The organism is Tritonibacter sp. SIMBA_163, assembly GCF_046535935.1.
Classification (GTDB): Bacteria; Pseudomonadota; Alphaproteobacteria; order Rhodobacterales; family Rhodobacteraceae; genus Epibacterium; species Epibacterium scottomollicae.
The window spans coordinates 1-279 of the sequence record NZ_JAWJBP010000326.1; the positions used below are offsets into that span (position 1 = coordinate 1).

Annotated in this window: 1 protein-coding gene; it reads right to left on the reverse strand. The window is 35.8% G+C overall.

What is annotated here, in order from left to right:
- On the reverse strand, window positions 1-279 hold a 279-nt coding region (locus tag R0J92_RS22590), incomplete at both ends, for a hypothetical protein (RefSeq protein ID WP_411053305.1).

The window sequence follows — 279 nt, forward strand, 5'->3', positions numbered from 1 at the left end:
CCTGTTCCATCATGGGAATATCGAGCCGATCTGAAATATAGCGACCCCCTCCGATATAACAATTCCCTGCGATTAAAACTGAATTTCCAATAACAATACCCGCTCCTGAAGAAATAATAGTATTACAACCAATATTTGTTTTTTTACCAATTAAAACTGAACCTGTTTTACCTTGAATAACACAATTTCTAGAAATAATAACCTCGTTTTCTAAAGTAATTCCTTCTTCTCCTGCACCACTGGCATCAAGTAACACATAGTCATCAATAGCAACCTGAT